Annotated in this window: 12 protein-coding genes, 1 pseudogene and 1 riboswitch; of the genes and pseudogenes, 6 read left to right on the top strand and 7 right to left on the bottom strand. The window is 58.6% G+C overall.

The genetic code is table 11. The annotated features are described in order from the left end of the window. Positions 1 to 534 precede the first annotated feature (534 nt). The 6 genes and pseudogenes from CXU21_RS12285 to CXU21_RS02155 all read right to left on the bottom strand — a co-directional run. Entirely contained in the window at positions 535 to 792 is a 258-nt protein-coding gene (locus CXU21_RS12285; RefSeq protein WP_102724879.1) for a hypothetical protein, read from the bottom strand. Between the two features lie 344 nt (positions 793 to 1,136). Continuing rightward, a complete protein-coding gene (locus CXU21_RS02135) occupies positions 1,137 to 1,952 on the bottom strand; it encodes a class II aldolase/adducin family protein (protein ID WP_102724880.1) in 816 nt (271 codons plus the stop codon). A 13-nt stretch (positions 1,953 to 1,965) separates the two neighbouring features. Continuing rightward, a complete protein-coding gene (gene fucK / locus CXU21_RS02140) occupies positions 1,966 to 3,390 on the bottom strand; it encodes an L-fuculokinase (protein WP_102724881.1) in 1,425 nt (474 codons plus the stop codon). Between the two features lie 24 nt (positions 3,391 to 3,414). Further along, positions 3,415 to 3,780 (bottom strand): four helix bundle protein, encoded by a 366-nt coding sequence (locus CXU21_RS02145; protein WP_102724882.1) that lies wholly within the window; start codon positions 3,778 to 3,780, stop codon positions 3,415 to 3,417. A 50-nt stretch (positions 3,781 to 3,830) separates the two neighbouring features. Further along, a complete protein-coding gene (locus CXU21_RS02150; protein WP_102711439.1) occupies positions 3,831 to 5,609 on the bottom strand; it encodes an L-fucose isomerase in 1,779 nt (592 codons plus the stop codon). A gap of 573 nt (positions 5,610 to 6,182) precedes the next feature. Next, a pseudogene (locus CXU21_RS02155) lies at positions 6,183 to 7,568 on the bottom strand (sugar MFS transporter); the annotation flags it as partial. Positions 7,569 to 7,756: 188 nt separating this feature from the next. On the opposite strand from CXU21_RS02155, the gene CXU21_RS02160 reads away from it, so the two are divergent. Both CXU21_RS02160 and CXU21_RS02165 read left to right on the top strand, forming a co-directional pair. Continuing rightward, positions 7,757 to 8,269 carry a hypothetical protein gene (locus tag CXU21_RS02160; protein ID WP_102711443.1) on the top strand — a complete coding sequence of 171 codons (513 nt, stop codon included), beginning with the start codon at positions 7,757 to 7,759 and terminating at the stop codon, positions 8,267 to 8,269. 144 nt (positions 8,270 to 8,413) lie between these two features. Continuing rightward, positions 8,414 to 10,462 carry a sialidase family protein gene (locus tag CXU21_RS02165; RefSeq protein ID WP_180972239.1) on the top strand — a complete coding sequence of 683 codons (2,049 nt, stop codon included), beginning with the start codon at positions 8,414 to 8,416 and terminating at the stop codon, positions 10,460 to 10,462. A gap of 241 nt (positions 10,463 to 10,703) precedes the next feature. Here CXU21_RS02165 and CXU21_RS02175 read toward each other — a convergent pair whose 3' ends face one another. Then, positions 10,704 to 11,297 (bottom strand): RNA polymerase sigma factor, encoded by a 594-nt coding sequence (locus tag CXU21_RS02175; protein ID WP_102711450.1) that lies wholly within the window; start codon positions 11,295 to 11,297, stop codon positions 10,704 to 10,706. A 187-nt stretch (positions 11,298 to 11,484) separates the two neighbouring features. Further along, positions 11,485 to 11,607, top strand: a riboswitch (TPP riboswitch). 62 nt (positions 11,608 to 11,669) lie between these two features. Between CXU21_RS02175 and thiC the strand changes: the two genes are divergently transcribed. The 4 genes from thiC (at position 11,670) to CXU21_RS02195 (ending at position 15,909) form a co-directional block, all read left to right on the top strand. Beyond that, positions 11,670 to 13,496, top strand: coding sequence for a phosphomethylpyrimidine synthase ThiC (gene thiC, locus CXU21_RS02180; protein WP_102724885.1), 1,827 nt, complete (start codon positions 11,670 to 11,672; stop codon positions 13,494 to 13,496). Positions 13,497 to 13,580: 84 nt separating this feature from the next. Continuing rightward, a complete protein-coding gene (locus CXU21_RS02185; protein ID WP_102724886.1) occupies positions 13,581 to 14,525 on the top strand; it encodes a thioredoxin family protein in 945 nt (314 codons plus the stop codon). A 121-nt stretch (positions 14,526 to 14,646) separates the two neighbouring features. Next, positions 14,647 to 15,225 (top strand): RNA polymerase sigma factor, encoded by a 579-nt coding sequence (locus CXU21_RS02190; protein ID WP_257997345.1) that lies wholly within the window; start codon positions 14,647 to 14,649, stop codon positions 15,223 to 15,225. Between the two features lie 15 nt (positions 15,226 to 15,240). After that, a complete protein-coding gene (locus CXU21_RS02195) occupies positions 15,241 to 15,909 on the top strand; it encodes a hypothetical protein (protein WP_146016519.1) in 669 nt (222 codons plus the stop codon). Positions 15,910 to 16,284: the final 375 nt, after the last annotated feature.

Raw genomic sequence — 16,284 nt, forward strand, 5'->3', positions numbered from 1 at the left:
AAAAATCTATTTTGTGGAAATTTTTATATCGTTAAAAATATGAACGGATTGCGAATCCGATGAAAATGAATATGATCATAAAATATTCATGATGAAGCAAGTTAAGGCAGATTCAAAAGTGAAGAAACGCTTCAATAATGGCAAAAATGTAGCCCGGTGCTCCTCCGGGAAGGAAAGAGGTTTCTTTTCCGTGTCACGCTTGCTGCGGTTATCTGAATGGCTCTTTTCCATCCGGAAATTTTTCTGAAAGTGAACAGAAAATATTTTTCCGTCCCCTATTGGAAATTGGTGTTAATTGTGATGAATTTGAATTATTTATAATATTGTTTTTCTGAATTCAAGGGGAATGGAAAACCGGGAGGAGGATGGCACCGGAGTGGTGCGGCGGAGAGGGCCGTTTTCTTCCACGGACGGTTTTTTAAACGGCAAGGCATTGAAGAAAAAATATTTAAACGGTTCAGCGGCGGCGGAACTGTCTGCGGCGGGAGCTGTCATCCTGCCCGTTTTTCCGGAAAGGAGGAAAAGCGGAGCGCATCATTCGTGTTGTTTTCCTGGGAAAAACGGAGTTTTCCATGGAGATGACGACTTCTTTCTCCCGGAAACCATGAGACAGGCGGAAGCGGCAATGAGGTGCAATTCCAGTAAAAAAGACCAGTGCTGCAGGAAGTTCAGCCACCAGAGGTGCTGCTGCGCCGGAACGGTGGCTAGGGCGTAAAGCCGCATGGACCACGGAGCCAGGAGAGGGATATTCCCCGTGGCGCAGTCCGGAAGAAGGTGCAGGAAGCCGCTCATGGAAAAGATGAGCAGCCATGTTCCGCCCGCGCTCCACCTTTTGACCCCATGCGGCCGTCGTCAGCGCAACCCAGACGGAAGGATAATGCGTCCAGCAGGAATGAGGGTGGTGTTGGCAGGCGTCAAGGGTGTAGCTTCCATGAAATTGTTTCAGGAAGTATTAATCTTGAATTCTTTTCCCCAGCTCTTTTTCCGGTTCAGGCGGAATACCATTCCGGTGCATGTTTAACAGGACCCCTTCCAGGGAGTAAAGTAACAACATGCGGGAATTGTTATCCAGGGCGAATATGCCGCCCGCCATGCGGGGAACCCGCATGGCTTTAATCGTAACATGCCTGGAGAGGCTATTTGCCGGATTTGCCCAGCTTGTACCCGGCGTAGGTCTCCGTATTGTACAGGGGCTGGTTTTCCGGAACGGCATAGCCGATGGCTTTGCGGATAGCCAGGAAGTCATCCACTCCCTCCGGTCCCACCTGGTTCAGGGGGGCCTTGTGCAGTCCGGCCATCAGCACCATGCGGCAGTAGGCGTCCGCGTTTTCCATGAACCATTCCGCTTCCTCTACATCACGGGCCCCGGCGATCACGCCGTGGTTTTCCATGAAGACCACAGTGGACTGTTTGGCCGCTTCCGCCACGGCTTGCGCCGTTTCCGGAGAACCGGGCGTACCGTAGGGGGCCAGCGGGATGTGGCCCAGGAAGATGTCCGCTTCCGGATTGATGCCGGAGGGGGGAACCTGCCCGGCGAACAGGAAGGCGTTGCAGTGCGGGGGATGGGCGTGGATGCAGGAGTTGACGCCCACGGATTTCATCATGGCGATGTGCGTTTTCACCTCACTGGTGGAGGGGCGTATGCCCGCCTTCTGGCGCGCGTCCATGTCCACCATGCAGATGTCTTCCACGGTCATGAAGCCCTTGGAGCACAGGGTGGGGGAGCAGAGCAGCAGGTTCTGCGCCACGCGCACGGAGATGTTGCCCCCATTGCCGTCCACATATTCGCGGTTCCACAGGCGGCGGCCTATGTCGCACATGCGTTCCTTGATAACCAGGATTTCAGGGGAATGGAAGAATTCGTTCACTTCCTCCCGCGTGACGGGGTTGTATTTTTCCCACGGGAACACCTTGTCCGGGAGGGGAGGGGAGATTGACCAGTCTTCTGACATATTTAGTTGCGTGTTAGTGGTTAAGATTTTCGTAGGCGGTTTCCTGGGGGCCCGGCATATACGTCCGGTAAGTGATGCCGAAGGCGTCCCTGGCCTGCTCCGGCGTAGAGTACACCCCGGCGCCCGCAAAGGCAAACATGGATGCGCCCAGCACGGTACTTTCAGATACTTCAGAGACCTTCACGGGGATCCGGAGGATGTCCGCCCGCATCTGGGTCCAGACGCTGTTTCTGGCGCCTCCGCCCACCAGGATGAGGAATTCGCTTTTGAAGCCGCCCACGGATTCCAGGCGGCGCAGGCGGGATTTCAGCCGCCAGGTAAGCGCTTCCATGGCGGCGCGGTAAATGTGGCCGCGCGTCCGTCCCAGCACCAGGCCGTTGATGGAGCCTTTCCGGTCCCCGGAAGCCAGGAAGTCCGGAACCATCGTGACGCCGTCGCAGCCGGGGGGGATGGCGGCCGCTTCCGCATCCATGGTATCGTAGGATTCACCGCGGAAGCAGGCGGCTTTCACCCATTCAATGATGCCGGAACCGAGCCATTGCAGGCCGGGATTCAGAAGGCCCGGTTCCGCGTCGAATTCCGCCGTGGCTCCGTCCGCGTAGTCCTCCGGTGTCAGCCGGGCCTGCGCGGAGCGCGCCATCAGGATTTCCCAGGTGCCGGAGGAAAGGACCGGCTGGTCCCTGTCCGCGCCGGAACCGAAGATGGCGAACTGGGTGTCGTGCCCCGCGGAAATGACGGGGAGGCCCGCCAGGGCGGGAATGCCCATGGCTGCCGCCGCTTCCGGCGTGAGGACGCCGATGGTCTCCCCCGCGTCCACCGTGGGGGGGAAGAGGCCGCGGCGCAGGCCGAGGCGGTTCAGAATGACGGGGGAGAAGTCTCCCGTTTCCAGGTCCGTGAGCTGGGAGGTTCCGGCCATGGTCCGGTCCGTCGCCATGACGCCGGTGAGCTTGTACGCCAGGAGGTTGGAGATGAAGAGCCACGCATGGGCCTTTTCCAGCAGTTCCGGGCGGTTTTCCTTGATCCAGACGAGCTTGTAAATGGTGTTGAAGGCAAAGGCGCCCACGCCGGAAATACGGTCAAGCTCTTCCTGGGAGATGTACTTGCCGATGTTTTTCATAACCTCCGCCGTGCGGGGGCATTTCCAGGAAATGACCGGGTAAAGCTGCCGCCCTTCCGTATCCACCAGCGCGCCGTCCACGCCGAAGGTGGTGACGGTTACCGCCCGCACCTGTGTCACATCCAGGCCCTCAAGGGCCTTCACGGCGCATTCGGAGAGCTGCTTGAAAATCCGGTCCGCGTCCCAGACGTGGAATTCCGGATTTTCCTCACCGGGCAGCGTGGCGTTCGGCTGCGAGGCCTTCCCCGCGATGACGCCTTGTTCATCCACAACCATCGCGCGCACGTTCGTCGCGCCGCAGTCCAAGCAGAGGGAGTACATGAGTTAAGAGTTAATAGTGAAAAGTTAATAGGAATCCGGTTGAGCTTGTTGAGCTGTTTTGTTAATAGAAATGAGCATTTTAAGGATTTCCGTGCAGTCCTGGTTGATAGAGGAGTATTCCGTTTCCGTCAGGCTTCCGGTGGCATGCAGCAGTTTAAGCCATGTATGCGTCTCGGAACATTCCTTCAAGGCAATGCGGGCTTTGGAAAAGAAGTCCCTTCTGCTGCTCCCGTAGACAGCTTCGGATAAATTGGCGGCAATACTCGTACCGGAACGTATGAGCTGGCTGAGCAATTCCCGCTCGACGTCCTGCTTTTTCAAGTGCCTGCATAATTGAATAATGCGGACCGCGAAAGAAAAGCTTTTAGCGGAAACGAGACTTTCTGCCATGTTTTATCCGAAGCTGTTAACTATTACCTATTAACTGTTACCTTTCGTTTTCAGTATTTTCCGTACAATGGCCCGTAGTTGGCGCAGGCGCGGAAGTCGGCGCCTTCCGGGTCCGCGGTGCCGTGGAGGCCCCAGGCGGAGGGACGGTAGATTTGGTCGTCCGGGATGTTGTGGGCGTATACGGGGATGCGCAGCATGGAGGCCAGCGTCAGGATGTCGGAACCGATGTGGCCGTAGGTGAAGGCTCCGTGGTTGGCGCCCATGTTGGCCATGACGCTGTAGACATCCGTGAAGGCTCCCTTGCCGGTCAGGCGCGGGGCGAACCAGGTGGTCGGCCAGCCCGGATCGGTGCGTTCGTCCAGGGTCTTGTGCACCTTGGCGGGCAGGTCCACGGACCAGCCTTCCGCCACGATGAGGACGGGGCCGAGGCCCTTGACGATGTTCAGGCGCATCATGGTGACGGGCGCGCCGCCCTTGGTGACGTAGTGGACGGAGTAGCCGCCGCCGCGGAAGTATTCCCGGTTGGCGGGGCACCAGACGGCTTGTTCCATCATGGTTTTCGCGTCGTCCGGGGTCACGTCCCAGTGCTTTTTCATGACGGGCTTGCCGTCCTTGTCCGTGCAGGCCATGCAGCCGTCCAGGGCCGCGGAGCCGGAGTTGATGAGGTGGATGATGCCGTCCTTGGCGTGGCCTTCCAGCTTGTAGCCCGTGACGCGCTTCACGGCTTCCGGGCTCCAGTAGGTGCGCACGTCCGCAAAGACATTGGCTTGTCCGGTGAGCAGGTAGCCGAAGAGGAGGCAGGCCCCGTTCAGGGAGTCGTTTTCCGTGGCGAAGGGCATTGGCGCGCGCGGGCCGTTCCAGTCAAAGGTGGAGTTGAGCAGGGTTTCCGCAATGTCTCCGTTCGGGTAGAAGTCCGTCCAGTGGCGCTGGCCCTGGAAGCCGCCGGCGATGGCCTGGTAGCCCAGGGATTCCTCTTCGCGGTCGATCTTCTTGAGCTTGGGGTTGCCCTGCATCATGTCCCGGAAGATCATGGCCATCAGCACGCTTTCCTTGAAGGTTCTGCGGCGTCCGGCCTCGTCCAGCTTCAGGTCCGGGCGGTTCTTGTCTTCGGCGAATTTGAAGACGGCGTCCGCCCATTGCATGGCGAGGTCGAATTCCGCTTCGTCGTAAATCTTCTGGTCCATGCGGCGGCGCACTTCCGTCATGTCCACGGCCTGCACGCGGATGCCCAGGTAGTTTTCCCAGAAGGACTGGTCCACGATGGAGCCGGCGATGCCCATGGAGCAGCCGCCGATGGAGAGGTAGCCTTTGCCGCGGAGGGTGGCTACGGCGAGGCCGGCGCGGCAGAAGCGCAGGATTTTTTCAGCCACGTCTTCCGGAATGGAGGTATCCCCAGCGTCCTGAACGTCTTTTCCGTAAATGGAGAAGGCGGGGAACCCCTTCTGGTTCAGTCCGGCCAGGGCGGCGGCCAGGTACACGGCGCCGGGGCGTTCCGTGCCGTTGAAGCCCCAGATGGCCTTGGGCGTGAACGGGTCCATGTCAAAGGTCTCGCTGCCGTAGCACCAGCAGGGCGTGACGGCCAGGGAGACGCCGACGTTGTTGGCCTTGAACTTGTCCGCGCAGGCGGCGGCTTCCGCCGGACCGCCGATGCAGGTGTCTGCGATCACGCACTGGACGGGTTCGCCGGAGGCGTGGCGGATGTTGGCCTCAATGAGAGCCGCGGCCGCCTTGGCCATGTTCATGGTTTGATCTTCCAGGGATTCCCGGACGCCGAGGCGGCGGCCGTCAATCGTGGGGCGGATACCGATGGTTGGTAATGCTGTTTTCATATCTTGCGTAGGTGATGTGAAGCTGGTTCAGGCCTGGGCAGGCGCATCCTCTTCCTTTTTCAAATGGGTGTTGCGGAAGAAGAAGCCGTAAATTAGTACCACGGCGAAGCAGATGATGGGAATAAAGAAGGATGACCGCACCGCTTTTTCCACAAAGTTTTCCTGGGCCGTCTGGAATTGCTTCATGTCCAGGGGGTCGGAAATCAGGTTGCCAAGTACCTCGGCCTGGTTCCCGGAGAGCGTGGTGAGCGCCGGAATCAGGGAGAATTGCTGAATTTGCTGTTCTCTCCCGGCGGGGGCGGGCAGGCGGTCCAGGTTGGCCTTGAAGACCGCCAGTTCTTCCGGCTTGAGGCCGGAGCAGCCGGGCAGGGATTTGGCCGCCTGGTCAAAGGCTTCCCCGTCCAGAGTATGGAGGGAAAGGAAGGTATCCAGGTTTTTCTGGAATTTGGCGGCGGCTTTGGCCTGTTCTTCCCCCCCCGCGGGATTGGCTTCCGACATCTTGTAGAGGGCCAGCATGGCGCCGGAGACGGATTTGCGGGAGTCCGCTGCTTCCGCCTGCGCGATCAGGGGGCGGTCAATGGATTCAAAGTAGGCCACCTGGTTTTTCACCGTGGTGTTGTCAATGAAGGAGCCCATGTACGGGGTGATGACCGCTCCGCCCAGAATGGCCATGATGAGGCCCGCGGCGCCCAGCTTCACTTCGGAACCCAGTCCGCGCAGGGCGATGCCGTAAATGGTGGGGAACATCAGGGACATGCAGCCGGAGATGCCCACCAGCGTCCAGACGGAGATTTCCTTGGGCAGGTACATGGTGCCCAGGCAGCAGAGGATGCCCGCAATGGCAAAGAGGGACATCATGTTGGCCGGGTTGAATTTTTTCATCAGGGCCGTGGTGATGGCGCGGCAGGCGATGAACAGGACGATGGAGAAGATGTAGTAGTTGGAGGCCGCCGCTTCCTGCATGCCGGGGAAGACGGACATGATGTACTTGATGGTCCATGTCCAGACGGCGATCTGAACGCCCACGTAGAAGAACTGGGCCACCACGCCGCAGAAGTAGCGCGGCAGCTTCACCAGCTTCATGAGCTGGCAGCGGTAGTCCGGCATGATGAGCAGGAAGGCGATGGGCCCGATCATCATGATCAGGATTTGCTGCACCATGCTGAATTCAAAGGTGGAGTAGTACTGGAACAGGAAGGGAATGAGGATGAAAGCGACGCACAGGCCCAGGCGGCCGAGCTTGGAGGAAAGGGGCTGCGTGTTTTCCTGGGTGGGCACGCTTTCATCGTCGGACTTGTAGCGGCAGAAGAAGAACCAGATGACGGCGGCGATGGCGACCAGGCCCACATAGGGAACGCACACCCAGAAGAGCTCGTCGCTGACGATGGCGTTCAGTTGTTCCGGGTCCATGGCCTTGCGGGTGTCCATGTCCGCATCATTCAAGTGCGCCAGGATGAAGTATTTGGCCAGGAAGATGCCCGTCAGGGAGCCGATTGGGTTGAAGGCCTGGGCGAAGTTCAGGCGGCGTACGCTCGTCTCCTGGGACCCCATGGAGAGGACGAACGGGTTGCAGGTGGTTTCCAGAATGGAGAGGCCGCCCGCCAGCACGAAGATGGCTACCAGGTAAATGTCAAAACTTTGCCCGATGGCGGCGGGAATGTAGCACAGCGCGCCGATCATGTAGAACCCCAGGCCGATGAGCACGCCGGCCTTGTAGGAGAATTCCTCCAGCAGGATGGACGCGAAAATGGCAAGCACCGCATACGCCCCGTAAAAGGAGATTTGCACCCCTGCTGATTCCGAAGCGTTGATCATGAATATCTTGCTGAATGCCGGGACCAGGTTGTCCGTCATGTTGTTCAGCAGGCCCCACAGCGCAAAACAGGAGACCAGCATGAAGAACGGCAGCCGGTACTGTTTGGGAACGATCGGCACGGTAGAGGTACGGTTTTTGTCCATATTGCTTTTGTCAATCTCTCACAAGGACGGCGGTGCGTCAATCTGGAAACGGAAAAGAGTCTAGAAATCATCCAACATGTTGACAAATAAAACAAAGCGGTATGTTTGGGTTGGGATATCCTGTCAGCGTTCACGGGAGACCCGGCTTCTCCTTGACTCCTGTTTCCGAGGCGGCTAAGGATGGGCTGATGAAGAAGTGCATTCTTGCCGTTTGTCTTGGGCTAGCCGGTTTTTGGGGCGTTCAGGCGGAAGATTCCCCCGTCGCCAATCCGGAAAAGACGGATGAAAAAAGCGGCGTGACGCTGCCGTCCGGAGAACTGCTGTCAGACCATGTGGCGGAGGCGGAGTTTACGGGTATTATTCACCGCAAGTGCAGGTTCCTTACCTCCCTCTGTCCGGACAAGTGTGACCACGCCAAGGATTTCGCCGCCTTCCGGATTATCAAGTATCTGGATTACCAGAAACCCGGCAAGTACGGGGATGAAAAGCAGGAGCAGTTGATGATTGACGTTAATCCGGCGCACAAGCCCATCCTGCAGGGGGCGGACATCCTGAAAAAGGTAGCCGCCCTGAAGCCGGGGGACAAGGTTGTCCTTCACTGGTCCCATTACTACATGCACCGGGATTCCAGCTCCTTTCCGGAACGTCCCGTGATTTCCATAGAGCCGGCGGTTCCTTCCAGTGGAAAAACGGAAGGTTGAGGACTGGTCTTTCTACATGCCTCCCAGGCAAGGCTGGACGCGGCGGAAAAGCGTGTGTTAGGAAACGGGCTGGCAATGACGCAGCTCCGGGCAAGATTGTTCCGGTTCGTTGCGTATTGTCCTGCGAAACACACCATAAATACGATGCGTTTATCTTTGAATACATTAACGGGGCTTGCCCTGCTGTGTGCCCTGGGCATGTCTGTTCCCGCCGCCCGCGGCACGGAAAGCTTTGAGCAGGCCAAACACGGCAAGTTTACGACGCTTTCCACCAAGTACGGCTCCATGTCCTGCCGGGACGGGGTGGCGGAAATCGGGGGAGGAGGAAAATCCGGGAAATCTTCCCTGCGGATGTTCGGCGGCCAGGATACCGAACTGAAGCTGGACTTGAAGGATACCCCGTCCAAGGAAGTTCTGCTGTCCGCCTGGGCGGAGCGCTGGACTGGGCAGGCCCCCTTTGAATTCTCCATTGTGGCCGTAGGGCCCAAGGGGGAAAAGAAGATTTATGACGGCAAGGACATCAGGACGGGCGGCTTCAATACCAAGATAAAGACCCATGTCCCCGCCGGAACGCGCTCCCTGGTGTTCAAGCTGACATCTCCGGAAAACAAGGGGTTGAGGCTGGATGACCTGTTCATCGTGCCCAGCATTCCCATGAAGGTGAATCCGCAGGTGGAGATGGCTTCTTCCGCCTATCCGGTGATGGTGCGCATTCCGTGCAATCCCGTTCTTTCCCTGAAGGTTCAAACGGACGGCTGCCTCAATCCGCAGTTCCTGACGGCCGTCAATCTGGATTTCACGGGCACGACGAAGCTTTCCGACATTGAATCCGTGACGGTGATGCGGGGAGACGAGGCACCTCCCGTTCTCCAGGGAGAGAAGACGCTCCAGGTGGATGCCTCCCAGATACTGGGCACGGTGAAGCTTTCCGGCGCCTCCAAGCCCCAGGTTCCCGTGAAGGGGAAACTGGAGCTGGATCCCGGCGACAATTACCTGTGGGCCTGCGTGACGATGAAGGAAGGCGCCTCCCTGGACGGCAGGGTGGTGGTGCGCCCGGCCAGCGTTGTGGCGGGGAACAAGCTGATGAAGGTGGCCAATGCCGCCCCGGTGGCGCAGCGCATCGGCGTTGCCGTAGTGAAGCACGGGGATTTCAATTCCAAATTCTACCGCATTCCCGGCCTGGTCCGGACGAAAAAGGGTTCCCTTCTGGCTGTGTATGATATCCGCTATGACCGTTCCAACGACCTGCCGGCCAATATTGACGTGGGCGTGAGCCGCTCCACGGACGGAGGCCGCACCTGGTCCGACGTCAAGATCGCCATGGACGATTCCAAGATTGATCCCTCCCTGGGCGCTACCAACGGCGTGGGGGACCCCGCCATTCTGGTGGATGAAAAGACCGGCCGCGTCTGGGCAGCCGCCCTCTGGAGCCACAAGCACTCCATCTGGGGCAGCAAGTCCGGAGACAATTCCCCGGATGCCTGCGGGCAGCTGGCGCTGGCGTACAGCGATGACGACGGCCTTACCTGGTCCAAGCCCATCAACATTACGGAACAGACCAAGGACAAGGACTGGCGCATTCTGTTCAACGGCCCCGGCAACGGCATCTGCATGAAGGACGGCACGCTGGTCTTTGCCGCCCAGTACTGGGACGGCAAGGGTGTGCCGTGGTCCACCATCGTTTATTCCAAGGACCAGGGCAAGACCTGGCACTGCGGCACGGGCGTCAATGAGCAGACGACGGAAGCCCAGGTGATTGAGTTGAAAGACGGCTCCATCATGATCAATGCCCGCTGCAACTGGGGCGGCTCCCGCGTGGTGGGCGTTACGAAGGACCTGGGCAAAACATGGGAAAAACACCCCACCAACCGCACTCCCCAGTTGAGGGAACCCGTCTGCCAGGGCAGCCTGCTTGCCGTGGACGGAGTGCCGGGCGCGGGCAGGGTGGTCCTGTTCTCCAACCCCAACACCACCTCCGGGCGTTCCCACATGACCCTGAAGGCTTCCACGGATGACGCCGGTTCATGGCCGGAGGACAAGTGGCTCCTTTACGACGCCCGCAACGGCTGGGGCTATTCCTGCCTGGCTCCCGTGGATAAAAACCACGTGGGCGTGCTGTATGAATCCCAGGGGGCGCTGAACTTCCTGAAAATCCCGTACAAGGAGGTTCTCAATGCGGGCAGTGCGCGCTGACGCCGCTTCCCGTTAATCGTTTACGGGCCGTTTCCTTCCGGGAGCGGCCCGTTTTTGTGGCGGTGGTCCTTGGGCAGGACTTCCTCCAAAACCCCCGCTCCCATGCGGCGGTGTTTTTTCAGGCCGCGGCAATGTGTTCCTTCACTGTGTTTCCTGATGGCCGCGCTACTTGGGAACAAGAGGTTCCGGGCCTTGTAAAAAAGCTTTGCCTGGATAACCCCGTTTTCCTGTTTCCCGGCGGTCACTCCAGAAAAGAAGCCAGCGCGTCCTTCAGCATGTTCCTGGCGCGGAACAGCAGGCTTTTGGTGGCGGGAACCGTCATGTCAAGCGTCCGGGCTATTTCCTCGTAAGGCATGTTTTCAAAGCGGCGCAGCTGGACGGCCAGGCGCGCCTTTTCAGGCAGGGCAGCGATGGCGTTATCCACGGCCCGCTGGAGTTCGGTATGCTCCAGGGCCTCATCCGGAGCCTGGGAGGGCTCCAGAAACACGGTCATGCCGCCTTCCTCCTCCATGGCGTCCGCGGAGGTGGTGGGCTTGCGCTTCTGGCGGCGCACTTCATTGAACACCAGATTGCGCAGGATGGTGAACATCCAGGTGGTGAACCGGGCGGAGGGTTCATAATTCCCGGCTCCTTTCCAGACGCGGATGAAAACCTGCTGGGCGATGTCCTCCACCTCCGGCCCATTGTTCAGCATGCGGGCCACGGTGGCGTACACGGAATTCTGGTGTTTGCGGACCAGCATTTCCATGGCGGAAGCGTCGCCATTCCTGACTCTCAGCATCAGCTGGGCGTCCTCGTCCGGTTCGGCGGATGGCATGTGTTGTGCTTCGTCCATGAAATTCCCTTGTATAAACCCCGTGGGGGGAGGAAGGTTGCATTTGGCGGCCTGATGGGCCTGTAAAAAATTTTTATCCCATTTTCCCCGAGCTGACGAGCCGAAAAAAGGTCTTTCTTTTTCCGGTTTAAAGCACGGAAGGAAGGAAAACGCTTGGATGCCGCCGGATGCCGTGGTACTTTTCTTCCAAGTTCGGCAGGGGTGCCAGACAATATAAAGGCTGAGATTGCGCGGCGGCATGCCGTCTGCGCGGAACCCTTCAAACCTGATGCGGATAATTCCGCCGCAGGGAGTTCGATCAAGCGGGCGTGCCCGTTTTGTGCGGAGTTTGTTTTTCCCCCGTTGCCGGTACTTGAACAGAGCAACCATGCCATGAACGATACCGCCAAATTGTCCTATCCCGGGTCCCGCCGCATTTATGTTCCGGGCCATCTGCATCCGGACGTGCAGGTCCCCATGAGGGAAGTCCTCCTGAGCGACACCCTGCTGCCTGACGGCGCCACCCATGAAAACGCGCCCGTGCGCGTTTACGACTGTTCCGGCCCGTGGGGGGATGAAGCTTATGAAGGAACGGCGGAGCAGGGGCTGCCGGCCCTGCGCGCCGCCTGGATACGGGCCCGCGGAGATGTGGAGGAGGTTGAAACGGAACAGGGCCGCTGCCTCCGGGCTGCGGGGGGCACGCCTGTGACTCAGCGGCATTACGCCCGCCAGGGCGTCATTACGCCGGAAATGGAATTTGTAGCCATCCGGGAAAATCTGGGCAGGGAACAGGCGTTCAAAGCGGTATATGACCGCTACCCCCGTGAAAAGAGCCGCCCGGAAGAGGCCCAGACCGCACTGGATGAACTGACGATGATGCCGCGGCCTTCCGAGCTGGAAGCGCGGGAGGGGTTCGGCCCGTCCAGCATGGTGGCCCGTGACCGCCTGGACCACCAGCACGCGCCGGAGCGCCGGAACGGCTGCCGGATGCCCGCTTATTTTACGCCGGAATTCGTCAGGGATGAAATTGCTGCCGGACGCGCCCTGATTCCCGCCAACATCAACCATCCGGAGTGCGAACCCATGGCCATAGGCCGCAACTTCCTGGTAAAAATCAATGCCAACATCGGCAACTCCGCCCTGGGCTCCAGCATTGAGGAAGAAGTGGAAAAACTGCGCTGGGCCATCCATTGGGGGGCGGACACCGTGATGGACCTTTCCACCGGAAAGAACATTCACGCCACCCGGGAATGGATACTGAGGAACTCCCCCGTGCCCATCGGGACCGTGCCCATCTACCAGGCGCTGGAAAAGGTGGGCGGCAAGGTGGCGGACCTGAGCTGGGAAATCTTCCGCGACACTCTTCTGGAACAGGCCCGTCAGGGCGTGGACTATGTGACGGTGCACGCCGCCCTGCTGTTCAGGTTCGTGAACCACACCGCCCGGCGCATGACGGGCATCGTTTCCCGCGGAGGTTCCATCATGGCGCAGTGGAGCATGATTCATGAACAGGAGAATTTCCTTTACACCCACTGGGATGAAATCTGTTCCATTCTGGCGGCTTATGACATTGCCGTCTCCATCGGGGACGGACTGCGCCCCGGCTCCGTGGCGGATGCCAATGACTTTGCCCAGCTGGCGGAGCTGGAAGTGCAGGGGGACCTGACCATGCGCGCATGGAAGGCGGGAGTCCAGGTCATGAATGAAGGGCCCGGCCACGTGCCCATGCACCTCATTGCGGAGAACATGAGCAAACAGCTGGAATGGTGCATGGAAGCCCCGTTCTATACGCTGGGGCCGCTGGTGACGGACATAGCCCCCGGCTATGACCACATCACCGGGGCCATCGGCGGCGCGATCATTGGGCAGCGCGGCTGCGCCATGCTCTGCTATGTGACGCGGAAGGAACACCTGGGCCTTCCGGACCGGGAGGACGTGCGGGAAGGCGTAGTCACCTACAAGCTGGCGGCCCACGCCGCGGACCTGGCCAAGGGGCACCCCTCCGCCCAGTGGCGGGACAACGCGCTGGCGCAGGCCAGGTTTGAATTCCGCTGGGAGGACCAGTTCAACCTTTCCCTGGACCCGCAGAAGGCGCGTTCCTACCACGACCTGACGCTTCCGCATGCCAACGCCAAAAAGGCCCACTTCTGTTCCATGTGCGGTCCGGACTTCTGCGCCATGCGCCTGAGCCAGGACATCCGCCGCCGTTCACAGCAGTAGGGAACCCGAAGGCGCGGCATTCCGGCTGCGGGAATATCTGAAAAAGAATGACAAGGGCAGGGAGGGTGCTATGATGCCCACAAGATGAAGAATTCATATATTCCTGCGTTTGGCATTCTTTCCCTGGCTTCTGCTGTGATTTGTTCCGCTTCTCCCGTCTGGGAGACGGATTGGAACAAGGCCCTGGAGAAAGCCGGTAAAAGCGGGCAGCCGGTGCTGGTTGACTTTACCGGCTCCGACTGGTGCCCGGGGTGTATTTATCTGCGCCAAAATATTTTTGATGCGGAGGCCTTCGCCAAATACGCGGAAGACAATAACTTCATGCTGGTGGAGCTGGATTTTCCCAGGAAAGAGGGGAAAATGCCCCCGGAAAAGCTCAAGTTTCATGAGGAATTAATGCGCCGTTACGGAATCTCCGTGTTTCCCTCCGTCCTGATGATGGAGGGGAATGGCGCTCCCTATGCCAAAATAGTGGGGCCCTCCAGGACCGTGGAGGAATATTTGAAGAAACTGGAAGCTGCCGGAGAGACGAGGCTGAAATTGAAAGAAGCCGTGGCTGCGGCCAGCGCGCTGAAAGGAAAGGAAAAACTGGAAAAACTGGTTCAGGCCCTCAAGCTGCTTCCGGAGGACTTGCAGCCTTATCAAAAGGAATTAATCGCGGAAATCTCCGTCCTGGACCCGGAAGACCAATACGGATTTGCCGGAAAGGCAGAAAAAGCCGTAACCATGGCGGCGCAACGGCTCATGATGGAGCGGTTTTACAAAAAGTATGCGGGCCCCTTTTCCGCAGAAAAAATCCGCGCGGGCCGGGAGGAAGCGTTGCAAATGCTGGAGAAGCAGGACATTCTGCCGGCGATCCGCCTGGAAATAACCAAATACGTCAGTGACGGGTATGCGCTGGAGCGCAATTATCCCAAGGCCCTGGAATATCTGAAAATGGCCCGTGACGCCGACCCGGAATCCCAGGCGGCCAAGAAGCTGGAGCCATGGATCGGCAATATGCAGAAAGTAATCAATAAGGGGAAATAACCCCTGTTCCGGAAGGCATTCCCCTCTTCCCGTGAAGAAGAGAACTATATTCCATCTTTTATTTTAAACAAAAAAATGAACTTGCTGCGCTATGGTAGATGAAGGAACCGAACATGCAGAAATGAATACGTCCGCCTATATCAGGGAAGAGGAAGTGAAAGAAGAAGACAGCCATTTGCTGAGCTGGGATGAATGGCTGCGGAGGTACGTCGCTCAACTGTTGCTATTTGCCCGCCAGCAGTCCCGTTCTCCGGAAGATGCGGAAGACATCCTTCAGGATGCCCTGGTACGGCTGGCCCGGAAAGAAGCTTCCGGGGAATTTGTGGGAGGGCAGGAGGCATGGCTTTCCTATGTCTTTGCCTCCATCCGGCGTCTGGCGGTGGACTATGGCCGCAAATCCGACCGGCGCCAGAAAAGGGAGGATGAAGCCTGCGCCGCCGAACAGGACGGGGATGTTTATGCGGACCCCTGGTTTTCCAGCGCCGCGGCGGACGAGGAACTCAAACAGTTCATGGAAATGCAGCTCAAGAAGCTCCCCTCCAAATTCTCAGAGGTCATTGTCCTGAAAATATGGGGGGAACAAACCTTTCAGCAAATTGCGGAAACGCTGGAAATCTCACAGAACACGGTGGCGAGCCGGTACCGCTATGGAATCGACCTGCTCCGCAAGGCGCTGAGAAACAAAAAAGACCAACTCTAATGCCGCTCCACTCTTATGAAACATGAAACAACATCATCCGCCGCAGGGGAGGAAAGCGGCGGTACTGCAGCCATGCAGCCCCTTCCCGTATCCGATGAACTGATTTCCCGCCTGGCCGGAAGGTGTGAGGAAATCTTTCCCCTGAATGCCCGCCTCCGGCATGATGAAATCTCTGATGAAGAAATCCGTGAGATGGAATCCCTGTTGAAACGTTTACGCCCTTCTCCCGCGAGGGTCCTGTACCGGGAACAGTGCTGTTCCCTGATGTGCGCTGAATCCGAGCGTGAAATGGAAACCCGGTTGAAAAGGCTTTCCGCCTCGTCCATCCTGGAATTCTCCGTGTGCAAAATGGCCCGTGCCATGGACTATGCCGGAGAAGTGAAGCGGGAAAAAACGGTAAAAATGCCCCTGTGGCGCCGGCTGGTCTATATTTCCGGCATTTCCGTGGCCGCCGCCGTGGGAGCCGTTCTGATTGTCCAGAATACGCTGGTGCCGCCCGGCGGCACGGTAGCCGGAGGGAACGGCGTGGAAGCCGGGGTTGAAAAGGCGCAGGCGCCGATGATCCCCGGAGAAAAACGGGAACTGCGGAAGCCTACCCTTTTTGAATTGCAGGGTGGTGATGAACGCGTGCCTGTGATCGCCCCCGCCGTCATCCGCAGGATTCTTCCTGAAAAGGAATACTGAGAGGCTGCCGTCTAAGCGCAGTGGAGGAATTTTCTATTTCCGTTTGCCGTCTGTGATATTGCGCAGGCCGGAATCTCCTGCTCCCGCCAGCGCGGCCATAAGCGGGTATTGCCCGGTTGTTCACATGATACTCGTTGCGCCCGGGAGCAGTCAGGAAGGCCGCAGTCCTCTGCGGCAACTGAAGCAACAGGTGAGTACGCCTCCGGAGGCCCCGTTTGGAAAAAGAGCCTTCCCGCCTGGAGGTCCGGCTCCCTTATTTCCGTGACGCTTCCTTCTGCGGTTTTTTCCGGCGCTCCATGATGGGAAGGGGCGGCTGTAAAAAAAATGTGTAAATTTTGAACATTGCACGGACGGATGCTGTATATTATCTCACAT

The sequence above is a fragment of the Akkermansia muciniphila genome (genome assembly GCF_002884975.1).
Taxonomy (GTDB): Bacteria; Verrucomicrobiota; Verrucomicrobiia; order Verrucomicrobiales; family Akkermansiaceae; genus Akkermansia; species Akkermansia muciniphila_C.

Excerpts from the sequence above, each read along its gene's own strand:
- CXU21_RS12285 (WP_102724879.1), bottom strand. The coding sequence starts at position 792 with ATGAGCGGCTTCCTGCACCTTCTTCCGGACTGCGCCACGGGGAATATC.
- CXU21_RS02135 (WP_102724880.1), bottom strand. The coding sequence starts at position 1,952 with ATGTCAGAAGACTGGTCAATCTCCCCTCCCCTCCCGGACAAGGTGTTC.
- fucK (WP_102724881.1), bottom strand. The coding sequence starts at position 3,390 with ATGTACTCCCTCTGCTTGGACTGCGGCGCGACGAACGTGCGCGCGATG.
- CXU21_RS02145 (WP_102724882.1), bottom strand. The coding sequence starts at position 3,780 with ATGGCAGAAAGTCTCGTTTCCGCTAAAAGCTTTTCTTTCGCGGTCCGC.
- CXU21_RS02150 (WP_102711439.1), bottom strand. The coding sequence starts at position 5,609 with ATGAAAACAGCATTACCAACCATCGGTATCCGCCCCACGATTGACGGC.
- CXU21_RS02160 (WP_102711443.1), top strand. The coding sequence starts at position 7,757 with ATGAAGAAGTGCATTCTTGCCGTTTGTCTTGGGCTAGCCGGTTTTTGG.
- CXU21_RS02165 (WP_180972239.1), top strand. The coding sequence starts at position 8,414 with ATGCGTTTATCTTTGAATACATTAACGGGGCTTGCCCTGCTGTGTGCC.
- CXU21_RS02175 (WP_102711450.1), bottom strand. The coding sequence starts at position 11,297 with ATGGACGAAGCACAACACATGCCATCCGCCGAACCGGACGAGGACGCC.
- thiC (WP_102724885.1), top strand. The coding sequence starts at position 11,670 with ATGAACGATACCGCCAAATTGTCCTATCCCGGGTCCCGCCGCATTTAT.
- CXU21_RS02185 (WP_102724886.1), top strand. The coding sequence starts at position 13,581 with ATGAAGAATTCATATATTCCTGCGTTTGGCATTCTTTCCCTGGCTTCT.
- CXU21_RS02190 (WP_257997345.1), top strand. The coding sequence starts at position 14,647 with ATGAATACGTCCGCCTATATCAGGGAAGAGGAAGTGAAAGAAGAAGAC.
- CXU21_RS02195 (WP_146016519.1), top strand. The coding sequence starts at position 15,241 with ATGAAACATGAAACAACATCATCCGCCGCAGGGGAGGAAAGCGGCGGT.